Below are 26,993 nucleotides of genomic sequence, written 5' to 3' on the forward strand. Positions count from 1 at the left end.
ACCGTTTGGACATTCCCCCAGGTCGCTACGTTCATCTCGGGGACATCTGCGGGTCGAACACTGGGCGGTCGGCCAACTCGCTGTGATCGGTCACAGCGAGCATGAAGCGGCCCGTCGCCGTTGCCCGACACGCCCGACCGATTGATACGTTTTATGCGACGATGTGACCTGCGTCACTTTTTGGCGTTCTAGATCATTTCGTGGGTAACAGAACGAAATACGCACGGCGTAATTCAGACATTTTCTGGGGTTTTCGTGTGCGCGGAAGTCTGTCCGCGCGCGGCCCGTTCTTGTCGGACCCACCCCCTACGCTCCAGCCCGTGTCCGACCCCGCGCCGCGCAAGGCCGCCGCCCAGCAGCTGGTCTTCGATGACCTCGACACGCCCCTGTTCGACACCACCTTCGTGGTCGTCGACCTGGAGACGACCGGGACCAGTCCGGGCGGTGACGCGATCACCGAGATCGGGGCGGTGAAGGTGCGCGGCGGCGAGGTGCTCGGCGAGTTCGCCACGCTGGTCAATCCGGGGCGGGCGGTGCCGCCCGCGATCGTGCAGGTCACCGGGATCACCACGGCGATGGTTTACGGGGCGCCCGAGATCGCGTCGGTGCTGCCCGGCTTCCTCGAGTTCGCGTCGGGCGCGGTGCTGGTCGCGCACAACGCGCGGTTCGATATGGCGTTCCTGCGTGCCGCGGCGGCGGCCAACGACATGGCGTGGCCCGTTGCGACCGTCCTGTGCACCGTGAAGCTGGCCCGCCGTGTCCTCGGTAGGGATGAGGCGCCGTCGGTTCGGTTGAGCGCGCTGGCTCAGCTGCTCGGCGCGAGCACACAGCCCACGCACCGGGCGCTGGATGACGCGCGGGCGACCGTGGACGTGCTGCACGCGCTGATCGCTCGGGTCGGCAACCAGGGCGTGCACAGCCTCACCGAGCTGGTCGACTACCTACCCGACGTCACGCCGCGTCAGCGCGCCAAGCGCGTCCTCGCCGCCGATCTGCCCGCGAGCCCCGGCGTGTACCTGTTCCGCGGGCCGACCGACGAGGTCCTCTATATCGGCACGGCGGTGAATCTGCGCCGCCGAGTGCGCAACTACTTCACCGGCTCGGAGACCCGCGGGCGGATGAAAGAGATGGTCTCGCTCGCCACTCGGGTCGACCATGTGGTCTGCGCGCACGCGCTGGAGGCCGGTGTTCGCGAGTTGCGACTGCTCGTCGCGCACGCCCCGCCGTACAACCGCCGTTCCAAGTTCCCCAAGCGCGCTTGGTGGATCGTGCTCACCGACGAACCCTTCCCCCGATTCTCCATCGTGCGCACTCCGAACCGAGATGCGCTGGGTCCCTTCAACTCTCGTGCCGATGCGACCGAGCTGGCAGTGATCATCGCCGAATACACCGGCCTGCGCACCTGCAGTACTCGCCTGCCCCGGCACGGCACGCACGAGTGCCCGCCAGCGATCGTCGGCGGCTGCCCGGCGGCCTCGAGTGGCACTCCTATTAATACAGAGGAATACGCACCCACTCCCGCGCTCGTCCGCGCACTGTTCGCCGGTTACTCCGATGCTCCGCTGCGCACGATGCTCGATCGCATCGAAACCCATTCCCGCGCCGAGCATTTCGAGGCAGCCGCACGGCTACGTGACCGCACCGCCGCCGTCGTCCGTGCCCTGTATCGGACCCAGCGCCTCGCCGCCGTCGCGCGCATCGCGGAGTTGATCGCCGCGCACCCGGACGGCGCGGGTGGTTGGGAGTTCGCGGTGATTCGCTACGGCCGCCTCGCGGGCGCGGGGAACGCGGTACGGGGAGTGCCGCCGATGGCTGTCGTAGAACAGATCGTCGCTGCTGCCGAGACTGTGATCCCCGAGGGGGGCGTGGCCGCTCAGGTCCAGATCGTCGTGGACATTCCGGCGCCCCGATCGTCCGTGCTAACACTCGAGCAGAGTGCTGCCCGTTCGTCGGATCACGTTGGGGAGGTTGAGGATTCGGGCAACGCGACAGTCGATAGCGCGGCGCGCACCGCTGTGGTGGGCGGCAACGCGGTGAGCGGCACTGTCGGTGGCGATTCATCAGTTGGCCACCCGGCAGGCGACGATTCTGCGAGCAGTACCCCGGTAGGCGACGCTGCGGGTGCGGTGGTGTCGCGGGTCTACGCTGCGGCGGGCGGTGACGCAGCCGATCGCGCTGCGGCTGATCGTGCGGTGGGTGTCGGCGCGGCTGGCGGTGACGCGGCAGGTGACGCTGCGGCCGATCGCGCGGTGGGTGTCAGCACGGCAGGCGGTGACGCAGCCGATCGCGCGGCAGCTGATCGTGCGGTGGGTGTCGGCGCGGCAGGCGGTGACGCGGCAGGTGGCGTTGCAGCTGATCGTGCGGGGAGTGTCAGCGCGGTAGGCGCCAACCCAGCGGGCGGTGGCGCTGCGGCGAACGGCGGCGCTTCGGCGGGTGGTGGCGCTGCGGCGAACGGCGGCGCGGCGAACAACGACATGGCAGGCACCGGTGAGGCGAGCGGTCATGCGGCTGAGGCGTTGTCGAGGTTGGCGGGTGCGGCGCAGGATTGGGTGCCTGTGAACGTGCCGCCTCTGCGCGGTGCCTCGCCGGAAGAGGCGGCGCTTGTTGCCCGCTGGTTGGCGCGGGCGGGGGTGCGGATCGTGCGGACTACCGAGGGGTATCGCGAGCCGATGTACGGCGCCGCGCGGTGGATGGGGTGGGCGGAGGTGGCGGATGCGGCGGCGCACGCCCAACCCGCTGAGGAGGCGTACGTCGACCGCTTAGGCTGAGCGCATGATTACCGCGATCGTGATGATTGACGCCGACAATGGCCGCATTCCCGAGACCGCGCAGGCCGTTGCGGACACCGAAGGTGTTGCCGAGGTGTACTCCTGTGCGGGCGATGTGGATCTGATCGCGATCGTGCGGGTGCGCGACCACGAGCAGATCGCCGAAGTGGTGACCAACCGGCTCGACAAGGTCCCCGGTGTCGCGCGGACCATCACGCACATCGCGTTCAAGTCCTACGCCAGCGCGGATACCGAGGCCGGGTTCTCGCTGGGGGAGTAGCGGACTCAGCTGCGCAGCATCGAACTTCCGGTGTAGGTGCCGCTCCCGCGAGCGGAAATGATGCCGGAGGCGGCGCCCACGCAGTGGACGTTCATATAGATGGTCACCAGCCGGTCGCTGTTGTTCTTGAACTTGCGTGGCGCATTGGGGCCGAGGTCGATACAGCCGGACTGCCCGCCGTAATCGGTGCCGTCGACGAGCAGTTCACCCTCCGCGGCCCCGGCGATCGGGGCGACGTACACGACAACCACGGAAAGCACCCCGAGTGCGATCTGAATGCTGCGCTTCATGCTGCGCTCCTTCGTTGATCGGAGCCGGGGTTCTCGCCGGGAGCCGGATCAGCTGATGATCATCGACTTACCGGTGTACGGGCCGCTGTCGTGCGGCGAGAGGACCTCGGTGGCGATACCGCCACAGGTGGCATCGGCATAGATGGTCACCACGCTGTCGGTGTCGTTCTCGAAATCGCGGGGCGCGTCGTCGCCGAGCAGGACGCATCCGTTTCGGCCGGTGTAGTTCACCCCGTTCACGAATAGCCCGCAACCATCGGCCACAGCCATCGGAGCGGCTGCGCAGACGGCGGCCGCCGAGACGCTCCCGAGTACTGCACGAATGCTCCGTCGCATGCTGTGCTCCTCGCCAGTCGAAGCCGTTCGCCGCATGCCGCGCCGACTCGGCCAGGTAATGAAGGCGCCGGTCTAGCTACCGCGCTGACCATATCTTATGCGCTATAGCTATCGTCGTGTCTCGCGTTTGACGCTGAACCTCGGAACTGGCGCCCGACGGCCTGAAACCCGAGCGCAGCACCCGCTGAGCCCACCCCACCACCCGCAGGTCGCCCGCCACCGCGCGCATGGCAAGCGTCGCCGCGCACGTTTCATCAGGCTGCGACCGAAACTGCGGGCAATTGCGTGCGCGGCGGGCAAATTCATGCGCGGGGCAAGGTTGACTGCCGCGCGGGCGGCATTGCGAGGTCTAGGGGAGGTGGGGTTCAGCGGTCGCCGAGCGTGACGGTCAGCTTCGTCCAACGCTCGAGCAGCGCGGCCGCCTTACCCGAATCGATGGCCTCGGCGGCTCGCTCGATTCCGCCTGCCAACGCGTCGTGCACGTCGGCCTCGTAATCGACTGTCCCCTGGGACAAGTCGTAGGCGACGATGGCCGCGGCCGAGTTCACCAGCACCGCGTCGCGCACCGCACCGCTGGTTCCGGCGAAGACGCTGCGCGCCACGCCCGCGTTGACCTCGGCGTCGCCGCCGCGCAGCGCCTCCAGGTCGACGCGCGGAATGCCGAGTCGGGTCGGGTCGATCGTGGTCTCCCGCAGCTGCCCGCCGGACACCACCCAGGCGGTGGTGGTGTCGGAGGTGGTGATCTCGTCGAGCCCGTCGTTACCCCGCACCACCAGCGCACTTCCGCCACGTCCGGCGAACACGCCTGCGATCACCGGGAGCAGATCGGCGAACGCGCACCCGACCAGCCCGGCGCGCGGTTGCGCCGGATTCGTCAGCGGCCCGAGCACATTGAAGACGGTGGGAATGCCGATCTCCTTGCGCGCCGCACCCGCGAACCGCAGCGCGGGATGGAACACCGGCGCGAAACAGAAGCCGATCCCGACCTCGCGCACGCAGCGCGCCACCGCTTCGGGCCCGAGCGCCAGTCGCACGCCGAGGGATTCGAGCACGTCGGCGCCGCCGCTCTTGGACGAGGCCGCGCGGTTGCCGTGCTTGACCACCGGCACCCCGGCCGCGGCGACCACGATCGAGGACATGGTGGAGATGTTCACCGAACCGGAACGGTCACCGCCGGTGCCGACGATGTCCACCGCGTCGCCGTCGATGTGTACCAGCCTGGCGTGCTTGAGCATGCCGGTGGCGAGGCCGGTCAGTTCGGCGGCGGTCGGACCCTTGATCTTGATGGCGACGCCGAACGCCGCGATCTGGGCCGAGGTGGCGTTGTCCGACATGATCTCGTCCATCGCCCACGCCGTGTCGTCCGCGGCCAGGTCGCCACCGTCGGCGAGGGTTCCGAGCACCTGGGGCCAGCTGCGCACGCTCATGAACTTACTTTCTCCCGTCACACTGGTTTCACACCAGTTTGTCGCGAAGTAGCCTACTGCCCACTGTCGGGGCGAAGCCCGTCGTTAAACCGTGCAGAGCCCAGTCCGCGAGAACTTACGGCCGCTACCCGGTCGAAGGCCCGGATTCTTCGGTCGCGGGACGCGGTTGCAGCGCATCCCAACCGTCAGCGGTGCCCTCGTGCCGCTGCGCCAGCCCGGCCATCCTGGAACGTTCCTGCGAACAGTGCAGCGCGTCGAGCACCTGCACCCGCTGGAGAATCACCGTCTCCAACGCATCCGTCCCCGGCCCACCGACCTGCGGCGTGGGCGTATACCCGTCCTGCGCCGCGATCGCACACACCGCCTCGACCTGATCCGGCGGAATCCGCAGATGATGCCGCAACACCGCATCCGCGTCCGCGACCAACTCGGTCGCCCGCGCCAGCGCCGCCGAACACGCCTCGGCGTCATCGAAACTCGCCGCGACCACCACCAGATCGGCCCGGCTCGGATCCAGCGGCAAAGGCCCGCTTCGCCCGAACATTCGGCGCCACAAACCGGCTGCCACATCGCCTCCATCTCAGCTTTTACTTACGCACACCTGTCATGCTGTGGTCCAGCTACCCGAGGGCACGCGGACCCGGCACGTAAACACGTCCCGACCGACGCCGCCGCGCCGCGGGCGGGCCGACTTCAACACGCCGAGCCCTGGTCGAGAGGCTGTCTGTCCGTGGGTTTTCCGACACGGAGACACAAGTTTCGCACCCGGGTACTTGTGTCGTACTACGACGAGTCATACTTACCCCCGTGACGACCGCAGTAGGGACCCCCGGATCGGCCATTACCCAGCGTGTGCACTCGCTGAATCGGCCCAACATGGTCAGCGTCGGTACCATCATCTGGCTGTCCAGCGAGTTGATGTTCTTCGCCGGCCTCTTCGCGATGTATTTCGTCGCGCGCGCACAGGCGCACGGCGTCTGGCCGCCGGAACCGACCGAGTTGAACCTCAAGCTCGCCGTGCCGGTCACCGCCGTGCTGGTCGCGTCGTCGTTCACCTGCCAGATGGGCGTGTTCGCCGCGGAGCGGGGCGACGTGTTCGGCCTGCGCCGCTGGTACGTCGTCACCCTGATCATGGGTGCGATGTTCGTCGCGGGTCAGGGCTACGAGTACACGAACCTGGTCAAGGAAGGCACCTCGGTCTCGAGCAGTGCCTACGGCTCGGTGTTCTACATCACCACCGGTTTCCACGGTTTGCACGTCATCGGCGGTCTGATCGCGTTCGTGTTCCTGCTGATCCGCACCAAGGTCAGTAAGTTCACCCCCGCGCAGGCCACTGCCGCGATCGTCGTCTCGTACTACTGGCACTTCGTCGACATCGTGTGGATCGGGTTGTTCGCCACGATCTACTTCGTCCGCTGAGTCGGGCATACCCCAGTCTTTTGCACACGTCGGTTCCGTCTACTCCAAAGGGACACAGATGAGTTCATCTCCCCCGTCAGCGCCAGAGCCCGCCAGCAACGGGAGCGGCGAGGCCAGCAAGACACGCAGTCAGCGCCGCGTTCGCCGTCGCATCGCGGGCGGGCTCGCGCTGTTGGTGGGCCTCGTCGGAGCAGGCTTCCTGGCCGCGGCCTTGACGCCGGACCCGCAGCGGGCGACCGCGAACGAGGATTCCTCGGCGCTGATCCGCGAGGGCAATCAGCTCTACGACACGTCCTGCATCACCTGCCACGGCGCGAACCTGCAGGGTGTGCAGGACCGCGGCCCCAGCCTCATCGGTGTCGGTGAGGCCGCCGTCTACTTCCAGGTGTCTTCCGGCCGCATGCCGATGGCCCGCAACGAGGCCCAGGCGCAGCGCAAGCCACCGAAGTTCGACGAGCACCAGACCGACGCGCTGATGGCGTACGTGGCGGCCAATGGTGGCGGCCCGAGCGTTGTCCGCGACGCGAACGGTGAGATCGCGCAGGAGTCGCTGCGCGGCGACGACATCGCCCGCGGTTCGGAACTGTTCCGGATGAACTGCGCGTCCTGCCACAACTTCACCGGCCGCGGCGGCGCGCTGTCCTCCGGTAAGTTCGCGCCCCCGCTGGAGCCCGCCTCCGAGCAGCAGGTCTACGACGCGATGGTCTCCGGCCCGCAGAACATGCCGAAGTTCTCCGACCGGCAGCTCTCGCCGGAAGAGAAGCGCGACATCATCGCCTACGTCATGAACTCGAAAGAGGAGAAGGCCCCCGGCGGCTGGGATCTCGGCGGTTTCGGTCCCGCGACCGAAGGCCTGGTCATGTGGGTGATCGGTATTACGACCGTGGTCGGTGCCGCGATTTGGATCGGGTCGCGGTCATGAGCACGTCAAGCCCGGAGGCGGCAGTGCAGTGTAACCACGCAGGGCTCGGGCTCATGACCCAGAGGACGCAGTCATGACGGATGAGAAGGAGCCAAACGACATGGGTCGGCCGGATGAGGGCCACGACGGCGGCGAGCCGTCCACGGGCCACGGTTCCCACGAGGTGGTGGCGAGTTCCGACGGTCACGCGGTGGCGGAGTCCGACAGCCACGCGCTGAAGAAGGACTACACCGAGGCCGAACTCGACGCGATGACGCGCGACGAGCTGGTCAAGCTCGGCACCGAGCGGGACGGCGTCGACGTCGCCTACCGGCGCGAGCGGTTCCCGGTGCCGGGCACCCGCGCCGAGAAGCGCGCCGAGCGCGCGGTCGCGTTCTGGTTCGCCGTCTCCGGCATCGCCGCGGCGGCGCTGGTCGGCGTGTACCTGTTCTGGCCGTGGAAGTTCAAGCCCTCCGACGAGGAAGGCCACACCGCCTACTCGCTGTTCACCCCGCTGGTCGGCGTCACCTTCGGCGTCTCGGTGCTGGTCATCGGTGTCGCGGTGGTGCTGATCCGCAAGATGTTCATCCCCGCCGAGCTGTCCATCCAGGACCGCCACGACGGCCCGTCGCCCGAGGTCGAGCGGCGCACCCTGGTCGCCGAGCTGACCGACGCGCTGGACACCTCCACGCTGGCCCGCCGCAAGCTGATCACCCGCACGGCCGGCGCCGGCGTCGGCGTGCTCGGTATCGGCGCGCTGCTGGTGTTCGTCGGCGGCATGGTGAAGAACCCGTGGGCCAAGCGCGAGAAGTCGCCGCTGTGGGTCTCCGGCTGGACCCCGGACTTCCCGGGCGAGACCATCTACATCCGCCGCGACACCGGTCGCCCGGAGGACGTCGTGCTCGTCCGCCCCGAGGACATGGACGCGGGCGGCATGGAGACGGTGTTCCCGTGGAAAGAGAAGTGGCGCGGCGACGAGCACGCCACGCTGCAGTCGCTGCGCGGTATCCGCAACGCGGTCATGATGATTCGCCTGCGCACCGAAGACGCGCAGAAGGCGATCAAGCGCAAGGGCCAGGAGAGCTTCAACTACGGCGACTACTTCGCCTACTCGAAGATCTGCACCCACCTCGGTTGCCCGACGTCGCTGTTCGAGTCGCAGACCAACAAGATCCTCTGCCCCTGCCACCAGTCGCAGTTCCTGGCGACCGAATGGGGTAAGCCGGTCTTCGGTCCCGCCGCTCGCGCACTGCCGCAGCTGCCGATCACCGTCAACTCCGAGGGCTACCTCGTCGCCAACGGCGACTTCATCGAGCCGCTCGGCCCGGCCTACTGGGAGCGTCGTTCATGAGTGAACGTAGTGAGCGAATCATGTGCCAGCGTGCAGGGCACATGCCGGAACCGAGCGTCAGCGAGGTGCAGGCATGAGTCCTGCTGTCGCCGCACAGGCCAACGAGATGGACGAGCGGTACCAAGCCGCCGCGTTCATGAAGCGGTCGATCAACAAGGTCTTCCCGACCCACTGGTCGTTCCTGCTCGGTGAGATCGCGCTGTACGCGTTCATCATCCTGCTGCTGTCGGGTGTCTACCTGACGCTGTTCTTCGATCCGTCGATGACCGAGGTCGTCTACAACGGCTCGTACCAGCCGCTGCGTGGTGTCACCATGTCGCGGGCCTACGAGACCTCGCTGGACATCACCTTCGAGGTGCGTGGCGGTCTGTTCGTCCGCCAGGTGCACCACTGGGCCGCACTGCTGTTCGCGGCGTCGATCATCGTGCACCTGTTCCGCATCTTCTTCACCGGCGCGTTCCGCAAGCCGCGTGAGGCGAACTGGGTGATCGGCTCGCTGCTGCTGATCCTGGCCATGTTCGAGGGCTTCTTCGGTTACTCGCTGCCCGACGACCTGCTGTCCGGCACCGGCCTGCGGGCCGCGTTCGGCGGTATCACGATGAGTATCCCGATCGCGGGCACCTGGATGCACTGGCTGATCTTCGGCGGGGACTTCCCCGGCACGATCATCATCCCGCGCCTCTACATCGCGCACGTGCTGCTGCTGCCCGGCATCATCCTGGCCTTGATCGCCGCGCACGTGGCGCTGGTCTGGTACCAGAAGCACACCCAGTTCCCCGGACCGGGCCGCACCGAGAACAACGTGGTCGGCGCCCGCATCATCCCGGTGTTCGCCGCCGACCAGGGCGCGTTCTTCGCGTTCACCCTCGGCATCGTCGGCATCATGGGTGGTCTGTTCCAGATCAACCCGATCTGGAACCTGGGGCCGTACAACCCGTCTCAGGTCTCCGCGGGTTCGCAGCCCGACTTCTACATGATGTGGACCGACGGCCTGGCGCGTCTGATGCCGCCGTGGGAGCTCTACCTGGGTCGCTACACGATCCCCGCCGTGTTCTGGGTGGCGCTGATCATGGGCCTGGTGTTCACGGTGCTGATCATGTACCCGTGGATCGAGAAGCGGCTGACCGGCGACACCGCCGGGCACAACCTGCTGCAGCGTCCGCGCGACGTGCCGGTGCGTACCGCGATCGGCGCCATGTCGATCGGCTTCTACGTCGTGCTGACCCTGTCCTGCGTCAACGACATCGTCGCGCTGAAGTTCGACATCTCGTTGAACGCGACCACCTGGATGGGCCGCATCGGCATCCTGGTCGTGCCGCCGCTCGCGTACTTCATCGCGTACCGGTTCTGCATCGGCCTGCAGCGCAGCGATCGGGCGGTGCTGGAGCACGGCATCGAGACCGGCGTGATCAAGCGTCTGCCGCACGGTGAGTACATCGAGGTGCACCAGCCGCTCGGCCCGGTCGACGACCACGGCCACCCGATCCCGCTCGAGTACCAGGGCGCGACCGTCCCGAAGAAGATGAACAAGCTCGGCTCGGCGGGCAAGCCCGGCACCGGCAGCTTCCTGCGCGCGGACCCGTGGCAGGAGAGCGAGCAGCACTTCGAGATCGAGCACGCCGAGGAGCACAAGCAGCTCGAGGTGTTGCAGGCGCGTCAAGAAAAAGAGCATGGTGGCAAGCACAGCCACTGATCGCTGAAGAAACGCAGGCCCCGAGTCATGGACTCGGGGCCTGCGTGCTTACGGTGGTCGACCATCATCGATGATGGGTTCGCCGAACGCGTAACCGCGAGGTAATGTCTACAGATGTACGCCAGTTAGGCTGCCAGTTTCGTATATTTCTGACAGAATCTATGTCTTGTGCGCTGCAATCCAGCGTTTAGGTGCGTAGGATGCAGCTGTGTTGATTCGATTCGAAGTCTCTAACTTCCGATCGATCCTCGACCAGGCTGAGTTATCGATGGTTGCGGTCGATCGCGATCGACCGGCCGCGCGTGAGGCAGCAATGCTGGGCGAGCACATCCTCACCGCTGCCGGGATCTATGGCCCGAACGCCTCGGGCAAGTCGAACGTGGTGGCGGCACTGCAGTGGATTCGTGATGCGGTCAGGTTGTCGGTCCGCGCATGGGATGAGTCGATTCCTATCGAGCCTTTCGCGTTCGGGGATGGCCCAAGCCGATCCACCGAGTTCACCGTAGAGCTGCTGGTGCACGATGTACGTTACGAATATCTGGTCGAATTGGACAATGAACGGGTCCGCTACGAGGGCCTGTTTCATTATCCGGAAAAAAAGCGTCGCCGAATCTTCGAACGTGAGGAGCTGAAGCTCACGCTCCAGCGTGGATTGGGTGATCTGTCGGGCACCCGTCAGCTGCTCACGGACAGAACAATGGCACTTTCCGCTGCCCGGCGATTCGACGACCCCTCGGTGTCTGGCTTCGCAAATGCCTTGCTCGGCATGAGGACTCGCGGGGTTGGCCCCATGCCTCGGAGTATGGTTCATGCTCAGGCAGGGGACAGGCCGACAGACTGGTGGTTCGATTCGAGTCGAGACCTCGAAAGGAACGATAGTCTTTTCGCGGACCTATTCGATGACGTCGAGGTTGAGACAGGCTCTGAAGCTGAGCACGAAAAGAATCGGCGCGAAGCATTGGCATTGCTGCAAATGGCTGATCTCGGGATCGAAGATGTGCTATTCGCTGAAGAACATCATGTGCTGTCGTCGGGAAAGGTTCTGACTACTAGGCTGCCACGTCTCGTGCATCGCTCATCCGCCGAATCCGCCACGCTTGATTTCGCCGTAGAATCGGCGGGTACCCGAAACTGGTACGTGCTGATCGGATTGTTGCTGAGCACGCTTCGGTCAGGCTCGATGCTCGTACTCGATGAGATCGACGCTAGTTTGCATCCGACTCTTTCGGCGCAGCTGATCCAGTTGTTTCATGATTCGGCGACAAACCCGTTGGGGGCTCAGCTGATCTTCACGACACACGACACCAGCCTGCTCAATCACCTCAACCGGGACGAAGTATGGTTCACCGAGAAGTCGGGTAGCGGCGCCACCAGGCTTGGCGGACTAGCCGAGTTCGCCGGTGAACGCGTCCGCAAGTCACAAAACCTGGAGAACGCCTACCTTCATGGTCGCTTCGGCGCTTTGCCCGACATCGACAGGGCTGACCTTCTTCGTGCTCTCGGCATGATTGCCTGACCGGCATGGTACGACGCAAACCCGCCCGGCCACTTGGGCGCAGGATTGGTACTCGCACAGAACTTCGGACCATCTTGATCTTCTGTGAAGGTGTCAACACGGAGCATGACTATCTGAAAGCTGTCAAGAACCTGCCGCATGTTCGGTCGAATAATTCGGTCAGAATCGAGTTGGACCCAGAACAGGGAGTGCCTCTTACTCTTGTGCAACGCGCGGTCGCGCGTAAACAGGACAAGGAGATCGACGAATGCTGGTGTGTCTTCGATGTAGAGTGGCCGCAGCATCATCCACATCTAACTAAAGCGGTCGAGCTGGCCGGGAAGCATGGAATCGGATTGGCCATCTCGAATCCGTGTTTCGAGCTCTGGCTGATCCTGCACCACCGAGATCACAATGCGTATATCGATACCAAATGCGCTGAAAGCGATAGCAGGAGGCTCGACCGCCGCGATGGCAAACACATAGATGCGGCGGCCGTATATATGCCTCTCCGAACGCACGCGGTGCGACGAGCGGCAATGCTCGCAAAGCGCCATGAGAGCAATGGCAACACGCTTCCGGACAACAATCCGTCGTCATCGATGTACGAGCTAATTCGGGCGCTTGAGCAGTCGCCGGAGCCCCGCAGCTGAAGTCGGCCCAGCTGTCCGGGGCGGATCGTCTGCCCGAGCAGCGTACGGTCGTTCGACTACAACCGTGGCGCGCTGCGGCGAGACGCTTCGATCGCCTCGAACTTGGCCAGGTTGTGCCTGGCGTCGGCGAGTGCGTCGTGCGCGTCCGGGGGAACCGGCGGCAGCTCGGGGCGGCCGTGCGCGTCCCAGTGCTGACGCAGCTCGTTGGTGTAGCGGGGGAGGGCGGTGGGCAGGTCGACCATCGAACCCCACAGCTGGCAGAACGCCACGTGGTCGTACGCGCCGACCCAGGCCCACAGCTCCGGCACCACGGACGAGCGCGGCACCAGGAACTTGTACAGGTCGTCGCGGATCTGCTTTCTGCTGCGCCACAGTGGCGAGGACGGCGAGGGCAGCTGCGGCAGCACGTGCTTGCGCACCCACGGGCCGGCCCGCTCGGGATCGAATTCCGTGGACACCGCGTAGTATTCGCGTCCGTCCTCGCACACGACACCGATGGAGACCAGGTCGATGACGACCCCGTCCTCGATGAATTCGCAGTCGTAAAAGTATCGAAGCGAGATCGGTCTACTCCTCAGCAATTCGGTATGGCGCAGGCGTCGCGCCGCAGGTACCTCCCACCGATCACCCTAGGTGGGGAGGGGGCCGGATTTGCAGCCGGGCTCCGCGGACCGAGGGCGGTGGCCACGTCCACCCCTATGGTGGGTACCACCGACGTCCGAGTGGTCCGTATTCTGAACGAGTGAACTGGACCGTGGACGTACCGATCGATCGCCTCCCGGAACTGCCGCCGCTGCCGAACGAGCTGCGCAGGCGGTTGGACGACGCGCTGGCCCGTCCCGCGTTACAGCAGCCCTCGTGGGATCCCGAGCAGGCGACGCAGATGCGCACCGTGCTGGAGAGCGTGCCGCCGATCTGCGTGCCCGCCGAGGTGGAGGACCTGCGCGAGCAGCTCGCCGAGGTGGCCCGCGGCGAGGCGTTCCTCATGCAGGGCGGCGACTGCGCCGAAACGTTCGCCGACAACACCGAACCGCACATCCGCGGCAACATCCGCACCCTGCTGCAGATGGCCGTCGTGCTCACCTACGGCGCCAGCCTGCCGGTGGTCAAGGTGGCCCGCATCGCCGGCCAGTACGCGAAACCGCGCTCTTCCGATACGGATTCGCTCGGCCTCAAGTCCTACCGCGGCGACATGGTCAACGCGCTGGTCGCCGATGCCGCACAGCGCGAACACGATCCGTCGCGGCTGGTGCGCGCCTACGCCAACGCCAGCGCGGCGATGAACCTGGTGCGCGCGCTGACCGGCGCGGGCATGGCCGACCTGCACAAGGTGCACGACTGGAACCGTGACTTCGTCGCGAAGTCGCCCGCCGGTGCTCGTTACGAGGCACTGGCCGAGGAGATCGACCGCGGCCTCGCGTTCATGACCGCCTGCCGGGTGAACGACCCGAGCCTGAGCTCGGCCCGCATCTACGCCAGCCACGAGGCCCTGGTCCTCGACTACGAGCGCGCCATGCTGCGGCTCAGCGAGAACGCCGCGGGCGAGCCGGTGCTCTACGACCTGTCCGCACACTTCCTCTGGATCGGCGAACGGACCAGGCAGCTCGACGGCGCGCACATCGCGCTCGCCGAACTCATCGCCAACCCGATCGGCCTGAAGATCGGCCCGACGACCACGCCCGATATGGCGGTGGAGTACGTCGAGCGGCTCGACCCGAACAACGAGCCCGGCCGACTGACCATCGTCTCCCGGATGGGCAACGGCAAGGTCCGCGACGTGCTGCCGCCCATCATCGAGAAGGTCCAGGCCACCGGCCACCAGGTGATCTGGCAGTGCGACCCGATGCACGGCAACACGCACGAGGCCTCCACCGGTTTCAAGACCCGCCACTTCGACCGCATCGTCGACGAGGTCCAGGGCTTCTTCGAGGTGCACCACGCCCTCGGCACCCACCCCGGCGGCCTGCACATCGAGCTCACCGGTGAAGACGTCACCGAATGCCTCGGCGGCGCCCAGGACATCTCCGACCTGGACCTGTCCGGCCGCTACGAAACTGCCTGCGACCCGCGCCTCAACACCCAGCAGTCCCTGGAACTGGCGTTCCTCGTCGCCGAAATGCTCCGCTGAGCACGCAGCCGCACACCTTCTGATTTCCTGCACAGCAAATCGCATGCGATTCCCTGTGCGGGAAATCAAGAAGTGTGCGGCGAGGCCATGGAATCCGAGCGGGCAGACCTAAGGCAGGGCCACCAATGACACGGTGTTGCCCGATTCGATGTTGGCGCCGACGGCGGGGGTCTGCGAGACGATGAGTGAACTATCGCTGGCGACAAGCTGTTTCACGTCTACCTGGACGCCGAGGGATTGCAGTTTCGCGCGGGCGTTGGCGACGGTCCAGCCGCGGACGTCGGGCATCTTCAGTGCGTTGGAGACGATCAGGGTGATGCCGTCGCCGGACTGGACGGTCGTGCCCGCGGCCGGGTCGGTGCCGATCGCCTTGTCGGCCTCGATGGTTCGGTCGAACTGAGGTCGGTTCTCGCGCACCGTGATACCCGCGCCGGTGAGGATCTTGGTGGCCTCGTCGACCGATTTGCCGCGCACGTCGGGCACCTTCACCGGCTGAGAACCCTTGCTGCGGTACACCTTTACCTGCCCACCCGTGGGGAGGACGGTGCCGGGCGCCGGATCGGTCTTGGCGAGCGATCCCTTCGGCGCGGAGTTGCCGATCTCACCGGAATCCACCGGTTGCAGGCCCGCGTCGCGAATCAGCTGATTGACCTTGGTGATCTGATCACCCGGCTTCACGTCGGGCACCTTTGGCTTACCGCTGGAGATCAGGATCGCGACCGTCGATCCTTTGGTGACCCGCGATCCCGCCGAGGGATCGCTGCCGACCACGCCGCCGACCGGAATGATGTCCGACGCTTTCTGCCGCAACTCGGTCTCGAATCCCGCGTCCCGCAGCGCGGCGGTCGCGCGGTCGGAGTCCATCCCGGCGATCGCCGGGACCGGCGAATACCGGCCGACGCCCAGCCACCAGCCGCCGACGCCGACCACCAGCGTGAGGATCACCACAATGGCGACCCACACCCACGTCATGCGCTTCGATTTGGTGCGATCGGGCGCGTACGCCTGATATGGCGACGACGCGTACTGCTGACGCTGTGGCTGCGGGTCGTAATCGTCCGGCGGGCCGTAATCCACGCGGGGCCGCGCCGCGGTGACCACCTTGGTGTGCTGCACTGTCGGCGGCGTGTAGGCGGGGGCGGCCATCGCGGCGGGCTGATGATTCGCCGCGGGCTGCTGACTGGCCGGTGTGGCAATCCGATAGCTCGCGCTCAAATGCTCGGCCGACTCCTGCGGCGCGGGCACCCGGTACGGCGGCAGGTTCAGCTTCGCGCCGATCTGCCGCAGCGCCGCCGCCATCTCGTTCGCGTCGGCGAATCGGTGTGCGGGCTCGCGCGCGGTGGCCTTGGCGACCAGCTCGTCGAACTCCGGCGGCACACCCGAGATGAACCGGCTAGGGCTCGGCACGTCGTTCTCGATCCGCTGGAACGCCACCGATAGGGAGGTGTCGCCGGTGAACGGAACTCGCCCGGTCAGCAGCTCGAAGATCAACACGCCGAACGAGTACACATCACTGCGGGCGTCGGCTGTGCCGGTGGTCACCTGTTCGGGGGACAGGTAGGCGGCAGTGCCGAGAATCACGCTGGCCGAGGTGGTGTTGGCCGCCGCCACCGCGCGCACCAGGCCGAAGTCGGCGATCTTGACCTCGCCCGCGTCGGAGATCAACACGTTCTCCGGCTTCACATCGCGATGCACGAGACCGGCCGAATGCGCGACACCGATCGCCGCGAGCACCGGCTCGGCCACCGCGCGCACCGCGTGCGGCGGCATCGGACCGCGTTCGCGCAGCAGCTCGCGCAGCGTGCCACCCTCGACCAACTCCATGATCAGGAACGGATACTCGCCGTCGACACCCTGGTCGTACACCGCGACCAGCGACGAATGCTTGAGCTTGGCCACCGCGCGGGCCTCGAACTCGAACCGGGAGAGGAACTGCGGATCACCGGCGAACTTCGGGTCCATCACCTTGATGGCCACCGGACGGTCAAGACGGGTGTCGACGCCCCGGAAGACCATCGACATGCCGCCGCGGGCGATCGGCGCATCTATGCGATAGCGCCCTTCCAGCATCTGGCCGATCAATTGATGTCCTCCGGCTTTCACAAAGTTCTCACCCCTCGCGGTTGATCCCACAAGCGATCGACCGCCCCGTGCGGCCCTCACGATGGTATCGACGAAACGCACCCGGGTGTCTCACGACTTGCTGCGAGTGACCGTCTACCGTTATCCGCGTGAGTGCATTTCCCTGCAGTGATGATGTCCTTCCGGAGTCCGTGGCGCTGCTGCCGCTGCCCGAGGTGGCCGACAGACTCGGGCTCGTGGTGACCCGCGTCCATCAGATGCTGCGTGACCACCAGCTACTCGCCGTCCGCCGCGACGGCGTGGTCAGCGTTCCCGAACGGTTCTTCGACCACGAGGGCGTTGTCAGGTTCCTGCCCGGCCTGATCACCGTCATGAAGGACGCCAAATACACCGACGAGGAGATCCTGGAATGGGTCTTCACCGAGGACGACAGCCTCCCCGGCACCCCGGTCGACGCCCTGCACGGCCCCCTCGCCCGCGAGGTCATCCGCCGCGCCGCCGCCGACCCGTTCTGAGCCGAACGCGGCCTGATCGCCCGCATACGTTGTGCGGGCCGATAGGCACGCGCATCCCGGCCCGCGGCGGAGATCGCCGCTGACCGAACTACGTGCGAACCGGAATCAACCGTGATCTCAGATGCCGTGCTTTGCGAGGAAGTCGCGTTGTGCGGCGGCACGGTCGAGGTCTTCGGGGGTGTCTCCGCCGAATCCGCCGTGCGGCATGGCCTCGAAGACGTGTAGTTCGGCATCCACGCCCGTGGCGCAAAGCTTGCGATGCATCCGGACCGTGTTGGAGAGGAACAGGTCGCGGGTGCCGCTTTGCAGGAAGGTGGGCGGGAAGCCGGACAGGTCGCCGTGGAGTGGGGACAGGTAGGGGTCGGTCAGATCAGCACCTGCGGCGTATAGCGCGTTGGTTTCGCGCAGGCTGCTCAGGACGTTGTCCACGCCGAGGAGGGTCTGGAAGGTGTCGCCCGCTTCGGTGAGGTCGACCTGCGGGGTGTTGAGCACCAGGGCGGCGGGCATCGGAAGCCCTTCGTCCTTGGCGCGCAACAGAAGTGCCGCGGCGATGTTCCCGCCAGCGGAGTCCCCGCCGACGACGATCCGCGAGGGGTCGCGTTCCTTCAGCGCGACGCGGTAGACGGAGACCGCATCATCGAGCGCTGCGGGGTAGGGATACAAAGGCGGCGTTCGATAATCCACGCCCCACGTGCGGATGCCGACTTCCGTCGCGGTTCTGCTCGTCGTCGCGCGGCACGCGGCCCCGCCGCCGACCAGCAGGCCGCCCGGGTGCATCCAGAGATAGAGCGGGTCATCCGGTGTCGCCTCGATCCCGTTCGGCCGGGCGGCGTACACAGTGACGCCATCCAGGTCGAGGTCCGCGACAGTGACGGGCAGTTCGGCGATCGGAAACCGTTGGGCGGTGGACTGATTCGCCTGCTCGGCCATGGCGAGCCAGGCCTCGGCGTCGTCGGGCGCTGGATACACCAGCTCGTCGCCACGGAGCGCAAGCCATCGCTGCGCTTGCACGCTGATCGTGGACGGTGCGGGGAAGCTGCGGTCGGTCATCGCCTGTACTCCTGGCGGGGTGTGTTTCGGCACGGTCACGCGACCAGGCGCAGCCAGGCCGCCGCGAGTGCGGCGTGACCTGCCCGAGTCGGGTGCACGCTGTCGTCGGACCAGTACTCCGGTCCGGTCGACACGGCGAGTTCGGCGAACATGTCGTCGGCGGCGAGCAGGTGCGCGTTGTACTTGTCGGCGAGTTCGTGCACGACCTGGATCTTCGGGTCCAGGTCGGCACGCCACTGCTTGCGATCCGCTTCGTCGAGGCGCGCGTTGCCCCGGCCTGCCTCGACGATGCCGCTGATCGGCAGGAGGAACGGCTCGATGAGGATGAGCTCGGTCCCGGCCTCGGCGAGGGGTGCGAGCAGGCGGTCGTAACCTGCCGCGTAGTCCGCCGTGGGGATCACGTAGCCGTCCGGGTCGAGGGAGTGCCAGCCGACGTCGTTGATGCCGACGAGGATCGACACCACGTCCGGGTGCGCGTCGAGTACGTCTGCCTGCCAACGCTTTTCGAGGTCCATCACCTTGTTACCCGCCATCCCGGAGACCAGCCAGTGCACCGCCCGTTCCGGGTGTCGGAGTGCCCAGTCGTCCGCGATACGCAGCGGGTAGCCGAACCGGTGGCCGTCTTCGCTCTCGAGCCGATCGGGGTCGGTGATCGAGTCGCCGGTGAACAGCACGGTGCTGCCGGGGCGGAGGGTGATCGTCATGTGCGTTCCTGTAGTTCGGTTTCGGGTGTAATTCGTTTGCGGAGAGGTAGTTTCGGTGGACGCTCGCGACCACATCGAATTCGTCTACAACTCAATGCTTTTCGACGGTCACGTCATTGGCGCTGACCGGTAACGGGCCGGTGCGGAAGAGCAGCGCGCCCAGTGCGGCGCTGCCAGCGAACACCGCCGCGGCGATCCAGAACACCAGGTGATAGGCGTGGATCGTCGCTTGGGCGAGCGTCGTTCCGGGTGTGGTGCGGTAGCTGTCGATCGCCGTCGTGGTCAGTGAACTGAACACGGCCAACCCGATGGATCCGCCGATCTGCTGAGCGGTGTTGACCGTCGCGGACGCCACCCCGGCATCGTGCGCATGGACTCCGCTGGTCGCGGCGTTCTGGATCGGGCCGAAGATGAATCCGAATCCGAGACCGGTGACGAGCAGCGCCGGTAGCACACCGGTGGCGTAGCCGGAGTCGGTGCCGATGCCGGTGAGCAGCGCCATCCCGATCGCGGCGAGCAGGCATCCGGTGGGTACCAGCGGCCGCGGCCCGGTGTGCGGCATCAGCGCCGTCCCGGAGAACACCGCCCCCACCATCACCATGGCGATCATCGGCAGGAACGCGGCGCCGGACTGGATCGGCGTGAACCCCAGGGTGTTCTGCAGGTAGTAGGTCAGGAATAGGAAGATCGCAAACATGCCGGTGCCGGTGATCGCGACGGTCAGATAGGCCGAACCGCGGACACGGTCGAGCAGCACGTACAGCGGCAGCAGCGGGTGCTGGGTGCGGCGTTCGATGAGCACGAACGCGGCCACCAGCAGGACTCCCGCGCTGACCGGAACGAGGGTCGCCGGATTGTTCCAGCCGTGCGATTCGGCGTTGCCGAGCCCGTAGACGATGCCGACCAGGCCGAACACCGCGGCGGCCGTGCCCGCGATGTCGGGCCGGACCCGCGCGGGCCGGTCGCCGTCACGCAGGAACACCAGCGCACCGGCGAACGCGATCGCGGCGATCACGATGTTCACGTACAGGCACCACCGCCACGACAGTCCTTGGGTGAGGACCCCGCCGAGCAGCAGTCCCAACGCACCGCCCGCACCGGAGATCGCGCCGAAGATCCCGAACGCGCGGCCGCGTTCCTCGGCGTTGTCGGCGAAGGTGACCGACAGCAGCGAGAGCGCCGCGGGCGCGAGCAGCGCACCGAACACCCCCTGGGCGATCCGCGCGACGAGCAGCATTTCCAGACCACCGGCGGCGCCGCCGAGCGCGGAGGCGGCGGCGAATCCGCCGACGCCGATGAGGAACATCCGCTTGCGTCCGAAGAAGTCGGAGAGCCTGCCGCCGAGCAGGAGCAGGCTGCCGAAGGCGAGCGCGTATCCGGTCACCACCCACTGCCGGTCGCCTGCGGAGAAACCCAGATCGTGCTGGGCGCTGGGTAGTGCGATGTTCATGATGGTGTTGTCCACGATGTCCATCAGCTGGGCGAGGCTCAGCACGACCAAGGCCAGCCATCGGTTTCGGCCGGAATCGGTTGTTCTTGCTCGGGTCGGCCGGTCGGATCCGGTCGATGAGATGGCAGCGTTCATGGTGACCTCTCAGTCGTATGCGCAGGCGGCATCGCCGATGCGGGTATGCGGCATCGGTGATCGATATTCGGTGGCGCGACACGCTCAGGGTCACGCGGCGGTGGGTGCCCGCGCAGGTGCGGGCGTGGTCGGTCAGTTGGGGAGCAGCACGAGCTTTGCGCGTACTCGACCGGACTCGCCGGCTCGGTGTGCCTCGGCGATATCGGCCAGCGGGAAGGTCTGCACGGCGGGGAGCGCGAACTGTCCGGACTCGACCAGCTCACCGATCTGGGCCAGGACATAGAGCGCCCGACCGTCGTCTCCTCGGGAGAACCGCACGCCGTATGTCTGCGCGCCGTCGAAGTCGGCGAGCGTGATGACGTGCTGCGGGCCCGCGGCGAGCTCGATCAGCTCGGGCAGCACACCGCTGCCCGCGACGTCGAGCGCCCGATCGACGCCCTCGGGAGCGAGTGCGCGCACCCGCTCGCTCATGCCTGCGCCGTAGGCGACGGGTTCGGCGCCCATTGAGCGGATCAGGTCGTGGGAGGCCGGACTGCCGGTGCCGATCACGCGTGCACCGCGGGCCAACGCCAATTGCACTGCGGCACTACCGATGTTGCCGGACGCGCCGTTGACCAGCAGTGTGCTACCTGCCTTGATGCCGAGTTGGTCGAGTGCGCGCGCCGCCGTCTCCACCGCTGCGGGCAGGGTGGCGGCCTCGGCGAATCCGACCGATGACGGAATGGGCGCGTAGTAGGACAACACCACCAGTTCGGCCTGCGCGGCGCCGTCGGCGGAGAACCCGAACACCCGGTCCCCGAGCGCGACATCGGTCACGCCCGCACCGAGCTCGTCGACCACACCGGCCGCCTCGTAACCCAGGGTCTGCGGGAGCTGCTGATCCATCTGCCCTTGGCGTTTCTTCCAATCGCTGACGTTGACACCGGCGGCGCGCACCGAGATCCGAACCTGGCCGGGGCCCGGGTGCGGATCGGGCAGATCGACGATTTCCAGGACCTCCGGCCCACCGAACCGGTCGAAACGAACTGCTTTCATGACTGTCCTCCGTCCTGGCTGTCCGGGGTCAGTCCACGAAACATCAGCTCGAGGGTGAAATCGAACCGTTCGTGTCCGGTCCCGGCGGTGAGTTCTTGCGCGTAGGCGACGGTGTTCGGGAAGAGCGCGGTAGGCAGCATCTCGAGTCGCGCGATGTGTTCGGCGCGATCCAGGATCCGCCCGTCGGTGTCGGTGCCGGGAGCGCGCCGCAGCGAGGCCTCGAAGCTGTACGCGTTGACGTACAGCACCGCGGCATCGACCGCCCACGCCGCCGACTGCGGCGCCACCCCACCGGCCAGCAGGATCGCCAGCATGCCCTCGCCCAACCGAACCGTGTCCAGGCTGTTCGGTGACGCCGACAGGGCCGCGCGGGATATCCCCGGATAACGCAGATACTGATCACGCAGCTGCCCACACACGTCACTGATCTGCGCGCGCCAGTTCGCCGGATCGGGTGCGGGCAGCACCACATTCCGGCACAGCTGCCCGATCAGCAGATCATCGAGCTCCGCCTTGTTTCGCACGTGCACGTACAGCGCCCCCGGGCTCGTCTCGAGCGCGGCGGCGACACGACGCATCGTCAAAGCGTCGAAGCCTTCGGCCTCGACCAACTCGAATGCGGCAGCCACGATCCGGTCGACCGTGATCGGCTCCTTGCGAGCCCGCCGCGGTGTTCCCGCCTCGCCGAGCGCCGCGATCTGCGCTTCCCACTGATCGCGCGTCACACCCCTGTTCGGGGTACTTCCATCTGCCATGGGCCAACCGTAGCACGACGAACGAACACTGTTCAATGGATGAACAGTGTTCATTTACGAACAGTGTTCAGTCGGGCTGGTGGGGTGGGATCTGCCCGGGCTACTCGATCCGCCACGGTCTGCGACTAGCTCTGAACCGATCGGTGGGCGTGCGGCTAGTGGCTCAGGGCGGCAGCGGTGAACTGGGTCGCGGCTACCCGAAGTCGCTGGTGCCGAGGGACCACCGCGCGGTGGCTGAACACGGCATAGTCGGAGTCCTCGATGCGGTCGAGGATGCTCGCGTAGAGCACGGCCGCGGTGCGGATGGCCGGACGTACTCGCGGCTCGAGCAGATCGATGCCCGGCACGGCGCGTCGGTAGGTGTCGCGGTTGATCGCGATGAGGTGGGCGAGCGCCCGGCGGACTCGTGGATCGGTGCGCTGCGCTTGCTGACAATGGACCAGCAGCTCGTAGTCGACCCCGAACGCGGCGAGCTCGTCCGCGGGTAGATACACCCGCCCACGATCGAGGTCCTCCGCGACATCGCGCAGGAAGTTGGTGAGCTGGAACGCCTCACCGAGCGCGGCGGCGGCCGGTTCGGCCTCGGCGATCGGCACCACGGTGCCGAGGATCGGCAGCACCTGGAGGCCGATGGCCGCGGCCGAGCCGCTCATGTACTCGTTGAGGTCGGCCATAGTGGCGTAGCGGTCGCGGAAACGCGCGGTGCCGGGTACGTCCATCCGCATGGAGTCCAGGAACGTCCAGAAGTGCTGTGTAGCAATGCCGTAGCGGTGAATGGTGTCGGCGACCGCACACAGGATCAGGCCCTGCGGTTCCAGCGCGCCCTGCTCGCGCGACTCCAGCGCGATCCGCAGTTGCTTCTCGATCAGGTCGAGCAGCCCGGATGGCTCGAGCTCACCGCGCTCGACGACCTCGGCGTGCGTCGGATAACGCTGTGCGACATCGGTTTCCGCGTGGTCGACGATGTCGTCCACCATCCTGGCGAACGCGTACAGCGCGTGCACCGCCGGTCGGTGCTCGGCCGACAGCAATCGGGTCGCCAGAAAGTAGGTGCGTCCGTGCGCCGCCGCGATCTGCCGGCATTCGCGATACGCGACGGCGAGCCCCGCGGCAGGCGGCGCGCCACCGATCATGGCCGAGCGGGCGCGGCCGGATCGGTGCTCGGCGGTGTGGCCCGCAACCGCAGCGGATCCACCTTGCGCAGCGACATCGCGGCCACCACGGCGGCGAACGTCGCCAGGGCCACGTGCCCGAAGCTGTACAACCCGATCGAGCCGTCCGGCTGGAACACCAGCATCAGCCAGGTACACAACCCGACCAGCACCATCAATGTCGTGGTGGACAGTGCGAACCCGGCAGCCAGCGCGAGCGGCCACGAGTAGTACCAGGGCAGCGCGGCGGGGGACAGGATGACGATCCCCACGAACGCGATCAGGATGCCGAACACGGCCTCGCGCTCGCTGTGCCGGAACCGCCACCAGGCCCACACCAGCACGATCGCCAGCGCCACCGCGCACAGCGCCCTGGTCACCGAGAGCACCTTGCCCGAGTCGAACGAGGTGAACCAGCCGACCGCGTGCATCATGATCGTCGGCAGCGAGAGCCAGTTGATGATCTTCTTCGAGCCGGACAGCGCGGTCAGCCAGCCGATGCCGACACCCGCGATGGCCGAGGCGGCCACGAAGACCGCCGCGAACACGCTGAGCCCGAGCCCGGCAATCTTGGCGAACATCAGCGCGGGGTGCGGCATGTCCTCGGTCGACTCGGCAGCGTCGTGCGGCCGTTCGCTCTCCGGTAGGTTCGCGGGGTCGCGCCCGGCCCGCTGGGCGGCGCGTTTCTCGCGTTCGTGCAGCATCCAGATCCACACCAGGAACGGCAGCGCGATGCCCGCCGTCGCCTTGATGGCCACGCCGATGGCGACCACCACGATGCCTGCTACGTGGTGGCGTTCCAGCACCAGCGCGATGCCCGCGCACATCAGGCCGACCATCAGCATCTCGTTGTGCACGCCACCCCAGAGGTGGATCAGCACCAGCGGGTTGAGCACCGCGAGCCACAGCGCCACCGTCGGCTTGCCGCCGAGGTGCTTGGTCAGATAGGGCACCGCCCACATCATCAGCGCGAGGCCGGGCAGCATGACCAGGCGCATCGCGATGGTGCCCGCGACGACATTGTCGCCGGTGATGCTGGTGATGCCACGGCCGAGCAGCAGGAAGATCGGGCCGTACGGTGCGGTGGTGAGTTTCCACACCGGGCTCACGTTGTCGAGTAGCACGCCGGGGTTCTTGACCGGGCCCACCGCGTACGGGTCGAAGCCGTCGCGCAACAGCGCGCCCTGCGCCAGGTACGAGTAGACGTCCTGGCTGAACATGGGCACGGCGAACAGCAGCGGGGTGATCCAGATGCCGACGATCGCGCGTAACTCGTTGAGCGTCACTCCGGCGTCCAGCCGGTCGTCCCGCCCGATCGTGGTGCGGCCGAGTCGCACCCACGCGGTGATCATCAGCAGCACGCCGATCCAGATGACGATCGTCGACAGCGCGTACCCGTGGCCGAACCGTAGCCAGGACAGGTGCAGCGCCTCGAGGATCGGGTCGCGCTGGCGGGTGCTGCCCGCGCCGAACCCACCGAAGGTGATCATGATCGCGCCGTAGAAACCGAGCAGGGCGGAGTGCCCCTCAGGGCTGCGCAGGAAGAGGGCGACGGTGCGCATCCACGACCGCGCGGTCGGCGGCTCGGTACTGGCCGATTCGCGCTTCGCTGCGATGTTCGGTGCGTGGCCGGTGATTTCAGTCAATGTGGCCTCTGCGGCGCGCGTTTCGGGGGATGCCATCTGGTGTCGGTCCCCCCGAATGATCAGCGGTCGCAACCGCGAGTGAATAGGTCGGCGCCTAGTTTACGGCGTCGCCGGGAACACTATCCCGCTGGTACGCGCGGTTTCATCTCGAGCGGGGCGGTTATCGCCGGTAATACGGGTTGCCGCCAGTTTCCCGGACAGCAGCGTGGTCGGTACTCCTACACCCGGCGTGGTGCCGCAACCGGCAATAACTACGTTGTCGCTGGAGCGCGGAAGATTGCGCGAACGAAATGGTCCGGTTTGCCGGAAGAGGTGCGCCGCGGAGAACGGGGTGCCGGACAGCATGCCCTGGTCGCGCCAGGTCTGCGGGGTGTCGAGGTGGTCGACGGTGAAATGCGCGGCAATGCCCGCATAACCGCGTCCTTCCAGCACTTCCAGCAGTTCGCGCAGGTAGGCCGGGCCGATTCGGAGCCAGTCCAGGGGAGCGGTGTCCAGATTCGGGCAGGGGGCCAGCAAAGAGAATGGTTCGTGCTGTCCATCGGTGCGGGAGATGTAAAGACTCGGGTCGGTGAGTGCGGGTCGAGTGAGCAATAACGACGGGTCGCTCATCAACCGACCGCGTCGGCCCGCGATCTCCGCGAACGTCTTGTCCCACGCCGCCCCGAATTCGATGGTGTGGTGCGCCTGCACCGGCCAGGTGCGGGCGACTTCGGCGGGCACGGTGCCGTGCGCGACGACCGCGGACGGCGCGGCCCGCAAGCCGCGGCGACGCCGCACGCCGAAGCGGTCGATGGAGCCGAGATCGGCGGTCAGCACCAGCGCATCACAGTCGAACGTGCGACCGTCCGCGGTGCGCACCAGCTCGGCCCGCCGCCCCGCGTAGTCCACCCCGGTCACCTCGGTGCCCAGCTCGAGCGTCCCGCCCGCGGCGGTGAACGACTCGGCCATCGCCGCCGCGATGGCCCGCATCCCGCCTTCGGGGAAGTAGACGCCGAGCGAGGTGTCCATGTGCGGAATCGCGCCGTATACCGCCAGCGCCTCGGCGGGCGGCAGGCCCGCGTAGAGCGCCTGGAAGGTGAACAACCTGGCCAGCCGCGGATCCCGCAGGAACCGGTCGACCCGGGGTCCGAGCCTGCCGAACCCGCCGAGCCGCACCAAAGCCGCCAGCGCACGGCGCTTTTCGGGCACCCGGACCATGTCCAGTGGCGAATCGAAGTTGGTGTCCATGAACTCGGTGAACTCGGCCGCGTAGATCCGCGCCAGCCAGTCGCGCAGCCGCCGGTAGCGGCGCGCCTCGGCCGGGCCGCAGACCAGCGCGACCTCCTCGGCCATGGCGTCGGGGTCGGCGAACACCCGCAGCGTGGCGCCGTCGGCGAACTTGGCGTGATAGCTGGGCGCCAGCTGATGGATGCGCAGCGGGGGTGTGCACGTCTCCGGCGTCCGGCCGACCGCGGCCAGCGCGTCGGTGATCAGCTCGGGCAGCGTCAATACGGTTGCACCGGAATCGATCTCGTAATCCGGACCCCGGTAGCGCCCGACTCGCCCGCCCGGATGGTCGGCCCGCTCCAGCAGGGTGACCTTGCGTCCGGCGCCGGTGAGATACAGCGCGGCGGACAGCCCCGCGAGCCCGGCACCGACCACGACGACGCGATCCGTCGGTCCGGCAACGGTTTTCACGGGATGGGCGTTGCGGTGCGTGGCCTGATCGGGTGTGACGACCGGCATTCCC

At 67.0% G+C, this 26,993-nt stretch carries 23 protein-coding genes and 1 pseudogene; 10 read left to right on the forward strand and 14 right to left on the reverse strand.

Annotated elements, in window-relative coordinates; all coding sequences use genetic code 11:
- Window positions 1-320 precede the first annotated feature (320 nt).
- Together ACQPW1_RS15575 and ACQPW1_RS15580 are read left to right on the forward strand one after the other, a co-directional pair.
- A pseudogene (locus ACQPW1_RS15575) lies at window positions 321-1,859 on the forward strand (DEDD exonuclease domain-containing protein); the annotation flags it as partial.
- Between the two features lie 913 nt (window positions 1,860-2,772).
- Window positions 2,773-3,048, forward strand: coding sequence for an Lrp/AsnC family transcriptional regulator (locus ACQPW1_RS15580; RefSeq protein WP_433663418.1), 276 nt, complete (start codon window positions 2,773-2,775; stop codon window positions 3,046-3,048).
- A gap of 5 nt (window positions 3,049-3,053) precedes the next feature.
- Here the strand turns inward: ACQPW1_RS15580 and ACQPW1_RS15585 are convergent, their stop codons facing one another.
- The 4 genes from ACQPW1_RS15585 to ACQPW1_RS15600 all read right to left on the reverse strand — a co-directional run bounded on the left by ACQPW1_RS15585 (window position 3,054) and on the right by ACQPW1_RS15600 (window position 5,645).
- Entirely contained in the window at window positions 3,054-3,338 is a 285-nt protein-coding gene (locus ACQPW1_RS15585) for a hypothetical protein (RefSeq protein ID WP_433663419.1), read from the reverse strand.
- A 48-nt stretch (window positions 3,339-3,386) separates the two neighbouring features.
- A complete protein-coding gene (locus ACQPW1_RS15590) occupies window positions 3,387-3,674 on the reverse strand; it encodes a hypothetical protein (RefSeq protein ID WP_433663420.1) in 288 nt (95 codons plus the stop codon).
- Window positions 3,675-4,039: 365 nt separating this feature from the next.
- Window positions 4,040-5,101: an anthranilate phosphoribosyltransferase gene (trpD, locus tag ACQPW1_RS15595; RefSeq protein WP_433663421.1), complete on the reverse strand. Its 1,062-nt coding sequence runs from the start codon at window positions 5,099-5,101 to the stop codon at window positions 4,040-4,042.
- 124 nt (window positions 5,102-5,225) lie between these two features.
- Complete coding sequence (locus ACQPW1_RS15600; protein ID WP_433665245.1) at window positions 5,226-5,645, reverse strand: hypothetical protein; 420 nt, start codon at window positions 5,643-5,645, stop codon at window positions 5,226-5,228.
- 263 nt (window positions 5,646-5,908) lie between these two features.
- Here ACQPW1_RS15600 and ctaE point away from each other — a divergent pair, with 263 nt between their 5' ends.
- The 6 genes from ctaE to ACQPW1_RS15630 all read left to right on the forward strand — a co-directional run bounded on the left by ctaE (window position 5,909) and on the right by ACQPW1_RS15630 (window position 12,613).
- A complete protein-coding gene (gene ctaE, locus ACQPW1_RS15605) occupies window positions 5,909-6,520 on the forward strand; it encodes an aa3-type cytochrome oxidase subunit III (protein WP_433663422.1) in 612 nt (203 codons plus the stop codon).
- A gap of 58 nt (window positions 6,521-6,578) precedes the next feature.
- On the forward strand, window positions 6,579-7,442 hold the full coding sequence (gene qcrC, locus ACQPW1_RS15610; RefSeq protein ID WP_433663423.1) for a cytochrome bc1 complex diheme cytochrome c subunit: 864 nt from the start codon (window positions 6,579-6,581) through the stop codon (window positions 7,440-7,442).
- A 100-nt stretch (window positions 7,443-7,542) separates the two neighbouring features.
- The gene (gene qcrA / locus ACQPW1_RS15615) at window positions 7,543-8,772 is read left to right on the forward strand and encodes a cytochrome bc1 complex Rieske iron-sulfur subunit (protein WP_433665246.1); all 1,230 of its coding nucleotides are present in this window, start codon (window positions 7,543-7,545) and stop codon (window positions 8,770-8,772) included.
- Between the two features lie 73 nt (window positions 8,773-8,845).
- Window positions 8,846-10,465, forward strand: coding sequence for a cytochrome bc1 complex cytochrome b subunit (gene qcrB, locus ACQPW1_RS15620; RefSeq protein WP_433663424.1), 1,620 nt, complete (start codon window positions 8,846-8,848; stop codon window positions 10,463-10,465).
- A 208-nt stretch (window positions 10,466-10,673) separates the two neighbouring features.
- Window positions 10,674-11,981 (forward strand): AAA family ATPase, encoded by a 1,308-nt coding sequence (locus tag ACQPW1_RS15625; RefSeq protein ID WP_433663425.1) that lies wholly within the window; start codon window positions 10,674-10,676, stop codon window positions 11,979-11,981.
- Between the two features lie 74 nt (window positions 11,982-12,055).
- A complete protein-coding gene (locus ACQPW1_RS15630) occupies window positions 12,056-12,613 on the forward strand; it encodes an RloB family protein (protein WP_433663426.1) in 558 nt (185 codons plus the stop codon).
- 56 nt (window positions 12,614-12,669) lie between these two features.
- Here ACQPW1_RS15630 and ACQPW1_RS15635 read toward each other — a convergent pair whose 3' ends face one another.
- The gene (locus tag ACQPW1_RS15635; RefSeq protein ID WP_433665247.1) at window positions 12,670-13,191 is read right to left on the reverse strand and encodes a polyadenylate-specific 3'-exoribonuclease AS; all 522 of its coding nucleotides are present in this window, start codon (window positions 13,189-13,191) and stop codon (window positions 12,670-12,672) included.
- Between the two features lie 164 nt (window positions 13,192-13,355).
- Between ACQPW1_RS15635 and ACQPW1_RS15640 the strand changes: the two genes are divergently transcribed.
- Window positions 13,356-14,741 (forward strand): class II 3-deoxy-7-phosphoheptulonate synthase, encoded by a 1,386-nt coding sequence (locus ACQPW1_RS15640; RefSeq protein WP_433663427.1) that lies wholly within the window; start codon window positions 13,356-13,358, stop codon window positions 14,739-14,741.
- 108 nt (window positions 14,742-14,849) lie between these two features.
- Here ACQPW1_RS15640 and pknB read toward each other — a convergent pair whose 3' ends face one another.
- The gene (gene pknB / locus ACQPW1_RS15645; RefSeq protein WP_433663428.1) at window positions 14,850-16,823 is read right to left on the reverse strand and encodes a Stk1 family PASTA domain-containing Ser/Thr kinase; all 1,974 of its coding nucleotides are present in this window, start codon (window positions 16,821-16,823) and stop codon (window positions 14,850-14,852) included.
- Window positions 16,824-16,972: 149 nt separating this feature from the next.
- Here pknB and ACQPW1_RS15650 point away from each other — a divergent pair, with 149 nt between their 5' ends.
- Window positions 16,973-17,338, forward strand: a complete 366-nt coding sequence (locus tag ACQPW1_RS15650; RefSeq protein ID WP_433663429.1) for an Rv2175c family DNA-binding protein — start codon at window positions 16,973-16,975, stop codon at window positions 17,336-17,338.
- 117 nt (window positions 17,339-17,455) lie between these two features.
- On the opposite strand, the gene ACQPW1_RS15655 is transcribed toward ACQPW1_RS15650, so the two are convergent.
- The 8 genes from ACQPW1_RS15655 to crtI all read right to left on the reverse strand — a co-directional run bounded on the left by ACQPW1_RS15655 (window position 17,456) and on the right by crtI (window position 26,989).
- Window positions 17,456-18,388, reverse strand: a complete 933-nt coding sequence (locus tag ACQPW1_RS15655; protein ID WP_433663430.1) for an alpha/beta hydrolase — start codon at window positions 18,386-18,388, stop codon at window positions 17,456-17,458.
- Window positions 18,389-18,423: 35 nt separating this feature from the next.
- Complete coding sequence (locus ACQPW1_RS15660; protein ID WP_433663431.1) at window positions 18,424-19,092, reverse strand: GDSL-type esterase/lipase family protein; 669 nt, start codon at window positions 19,090-19,092, stop codon at window positions 18,424-18,426.
- Window positions 19,093-19,183: 91 nt separating this feature from the next.
- Entirely contained in the window at window positions 19,184-20,677 is a 1,494-nt protein-coding gene (locus ACQPW1_RS15665) for an MFS transporter (RefSeq protein WP_433663432.1), read from the reverse strand.
- A 132-nt stretch (window positions 20,678-20,809) separates the two neighbouring features.
- Window positions 20,810-21,712, reverse strand: coding sequence for an NADP-dependent oxidoreductase (locus tag ACQPW1_RS15670; protein WP_433663433.1), 903 nt, complete (start codon window positions 21,710-21,712; stop codon window positions 20,810-20,812).
- Window positions 21,709-22,467: a TetR/AcrR family transcriptional regulator gene (locus ACQPW1_RS15675; RefSeq protein WP_433663434.1), complete on the reverse strand. Its 759-nt coding sequence runs from the start codon at window positions 22,465-22,467 to the stop codon at window positions 21,709-21,711. The genes ACQPW1_RS15670 and ACQPW1_RS15675 overlap by 4 nt, the downstream gene beginning before the upstream one ends.
- A gap of 155 nt (window positions 22,468-22,622) precedes the next feature.
- Window positions 22,623-23,600, reverse strand: a complete 978-nt coding sequence (locus ACQPW1_RS15680) for a phytoene/squalene synthase family protein (protein WP_433663435.1) — start codon at window positions 23,598-23,600, stop codon at window positions 22,623-22,625.
- Window positions 23,597-25,300, reverse strand: coding sequence for an alpha-(1->6)-mannopyranosyltransferase A (locus ACQPW1_RS15685; protein WP_433663436.1), 1,704 nt, complete (start codon window positions 25,298-25,300; stop codon window positions 23,597-23,599). Before ACQPW1_RS15685 ends, ACQPW1_RS15680 begins: the two co-directional genes overlap by 4 nt.
- A gap of 63 nt (window positions 25,301-25,363) precedes the next feature.
- Window positions 25,364-26,989, reverse strand: coding sequence for a phytoene desaturase family protein (gene crtI / locus ACQPW1_RS15690; protein ID WP_433665248.1), 1,626 nt, complete (start codon window positions 26,987-26,989; stop codon window positions 25,364-25,366).
- Between the last annotated feature and the right edge of the window lie 4 nt (window positions 26,990-26,993).

This window comes from Nocardia sp. CA-128927 (assembly GCF_050955855.1).
GTDB lineage: Bacteria > Actinomycetota > Actinomycetes > Mycobacteriales > Mycobacteriaceae > Nocardia.